Origin of the sequence: Caloramator sp. ALD01 (genome assembly GCF_000472625.1) — a bacterium.
Taxonomy (GTDB): domain Bacteria; phylum Bacillota; class Clostridia; order Clostridiales; family Caloramatoraceae; genus Thermobrachium; species Thermobrachium proteoclasticum.
The window spans coordinates 1-2,884 of the sequence record NZ_AXAA01000063.1; the positions used below are offsets into that span (position 1 = coordinate 1).

Sequence of the window (2,884 nt, forward strand, 5' to 3'; positions counted from 1 at the left end):
GCTGTAAAGGATGCAATATTAGGAGTAGCCAGTAGTGCAGTAAATAAAGTAAAAAACTTTTTAGGTATACGTTCGCCTTCAAGAGTATTTATGCAACTTGGTAATTATATAGGTGAAGGAATGGCTATAGGTATTAAAGATACCAAAAAAATAGTTAATACATCAGCAAATGATTTGGCAAAAAGTGCTATACCAAATATAAAAAATATAGATATATTGATTAGCCCAAAAGCAGAACACAAGCGTATAGATAATAATAATTCAGGCCTTCAATCCTTATTTAAAATAGAAAATTTTTATAATTACGGAGAAAAAGATATAGAAAAGCTTATGTATGAATTTGAATACTATAGAAAAAAGGCAGCTATAGCAATGGGAGGTGAATAGTTTGTTCTCAGTAAATTTTAAAGGAATAGACAGTTCGACATTTGGACTGAAAGTACGAAAAAGACCTCCTATTTGCCAGGCAGAAACAAAAAATATAAAAATTGAGATACCAGGTAGAGATGGATATTTAATATATTCAGATAATACACGAAAAGGCTTTACAATACCTGTTGAATTCTTTTTTAGTACAGACAATTATATTCAAAATATAAGGCAAATTAAAGAATGGTTAAGTGGTGAAGGGAATTTAATTTTTAGCGATGAACCAGATAAATATTATAAAGCTACAGTTTACAGTGCTTTTAATATAGAAATAGCATTGCAAAAATTAGGACAGTTTATTGTTTTGTTTGATTGCCAACCTTTTGCATATGCAGTAAATAATAATTTAATAACCCTAACAGCACCAGGTAATATAAACAACCCTGGCAATATAGAAAGCCAGCCCAGAATAACAGTTTATGGGCAAGGTAATATAACATTAAATATAAATGATAATATTATACAATTAATTGATGTTGTTAATTCAATAACTGTAGATAGTGAATTATTCGACTGCTATAAAGGAAATGAATTAAAAAATAATTGTATGATAGGAGAATTTCCCACTTTAAAGCCAGATGATAACTCAATATCGTGGGAAGGAAAAATCTATAGAATTGAAATAATTCCAAATTGGAGATGGATATAGGAGGGATGACATATGTCATATCAAACTGCTAATTTAAAAAGAGATGCAAATGGAATTGTAGTGCCACAATATTATAATCCAGGAACAGAACAATATGAAGTCTTGATTGGGAATAATGGAGCAATAAATGCAAATGTCAATATAGGAACTGTAACAGCAATATCAGTTGAAACAATTACTTCTACACCTGTAACAGGAGTAAAAACAGTTACGTCAACTGCAGCAGAAATTTTTGCAGGAGCATCAGCGAAGGCAAATAGAAGGAAGATGGTTATAAAAAATGAAGATGCAGTTCTAAGAGTTAGAATTGGTTCATCATCTGTAACTCAACAAAATGGATTCCCGGTTGAACCAGGAGCTATTGTAGAACTTCAATTTGACCCTTCGATATATGTCCCAATTTATGCAATTTCAGAAGGTGCACAAGTTCAAATTTCTGTGTTTGAATATTAGGAGGGATATTATGAAATACAATATTGAAAATGTGAATGAAAACGAAGTAATGCTTCATGTAGACTTTTCTGATGAAGGTGTAGAACTTCAAGGGGAAACACGAATAAAAGGAAATCAAGAAGATGCTTTAAAATATCTTCCGGTATTTGAAAAAGACTTAAGAATAAATTTTGCTGATAAGTTTCCTGTTAATATACAACTTCCTGAAGGAGGAGAATTAATATGAAATATACTATGGATTATACTCAAGCTAAGCTTGCAAATGAGCTTTTAAAAGTAGAAAGAAATTTAAGAGACAGGTTTGTTTATAGTGGTCCTATATCAGATTCAACAGAGCAAAAAGATTGGCAAAAAAGAATAGAAGAAGCAAGCCTTGGAAGAAATACAGTTATGTTTGGTGATGGCGGTTATCCTGCTGTAATGGTAAGGTTCCCGGCAATAACATTAAAACAACTAAATAGTTCATGGCCAGACCAAGTTCATCCTGCATTTATTGTAAATGGGAAGATAAAGCCTGAAATATGGATAGCAAAATATAAAAGTGCATATGTTGGAACGGGAGCAAGTGCAAGGGTAGTATCCTTAAGAGGAATGGACCCAGGAAACAGTGAAACTTTTGATAGTGAACTCACAAGGCACAAACAAATGGGGGTTGGATTTCATCTTCAAACGTTATCGGAGCATGCGCTTGTAGCGCTTCTTTGTAAAGCTCAAGGGTTTTATCCAAGAGGGAATAATAACTATGGCAAAGATGTGAGTATATCTTCTGAAATAGGAACACCATCATATCATGCAGATTCAACAAAAATAGGCAGGACAGCAACAGGAACAGGACCTTTCTCTTGGTATCATGATGGGACACCGTTTGGACTTGCAGATGTAAACGGCAATGTATGGGAAAGAGTTGGCGGAATGAGACTTGTTGATGGCGAAATACAAATAATACCTAACAATGACGCTGCAGATAATACCGTTGACCAAAGTGATACATCAAATCTTTGGAAAGCTATACTTCAAGATGGTAGTTTTGTTGTACCTGGAACAGCCGGGACTTTAAAGTTTGATAATACTTCCCCAGGTAATACAAATACAACATTAAACGATGTGGGTGGAGACCCTCAAATTAATACTGCAATTAATAATATAATGTATCCGCCCGGCGGAGACGCAAATTATGGATATTCATATTGCACTTTCGAAACTTTAACTGCAGCATCAGGAGTTACAATTCCTAATATATTAAAATATTATGCTTTATTTCCAGTAGACAATAGCCATGGAGGAGATGGATTATGGGTTAGAAATTACGGAAAAAGACGCCCGCTGGTTGGTGGCTCGGCGGCTGATGGTTTG

General features: G+C 33.9%; 4 protein-coding genes and 1 pseudogene. All 5 read left to right on the plus strand.

The window, feature by feature from the left end; translation table 11 throughout:
- Positions 1-387, plus strand: a pseudogene (locus A3M9_RS14825) (hypothetical protein); the annotation flags it as partial.
- Position 388: 1 nt separating this feature from the next.
- Positions 389-1,078, plus strand: a complete 690-nt coding sequence (locus A3M9_RS0112185) for a distal tail protein Dit (RefSeq protein ID WP_027309424.1) — start codon at positions 389-391, stop codon at positions 1,076-1,078.
- A 12-nt stretch (positions 1,079-1,090) separates the two neighbouring features.
- Entirely contained in the window at positions 1,091-1,531 is a 441-nt protein-coding gene (locus A3M9_RS0112190) for a hypothetical protein (protein ID WP_027309425.1), read from the plus strand.
- 10 nt (positions 1,532-1,541) lie between these two features.
- A complete protein-coding gene (locus A3M9_RS0112195; protein ID WP_027309426.1) occupies positions 1,542-1,757 on the plus strand; it encodes a hypothetical protein in 216 nt (71 codons plus the stop codon).
- On the plus strand, positions 1,754-2,884 hold a 1,131-nt coding region (locus A3M9_RS13955), incomplete at its 3' end, for a hypothetical protein (RefSeq protein WP_051350739.1). The genes A3M9_RS0112195 and A3M9_RS13955, both read left to right, overlap by 4 nt.

Bases quoted from the DNA above. Each gene is read 5' to 3' on its own strand.
- A3M9_RS0112190 (WP_027309425.1), top strand. From the start codon at position 1,091: ATGTCATATCAAACTGCTAATTTAAAAAGAGATGCAAATGGAATTGTA.
- A3M9_RS0112195 (WP_027309426.1), top strand. From the start codon at position 1,542: ATGAAATACAATATTGAAAATGTGAATGAAAACGAAGTAATGCTTCAT.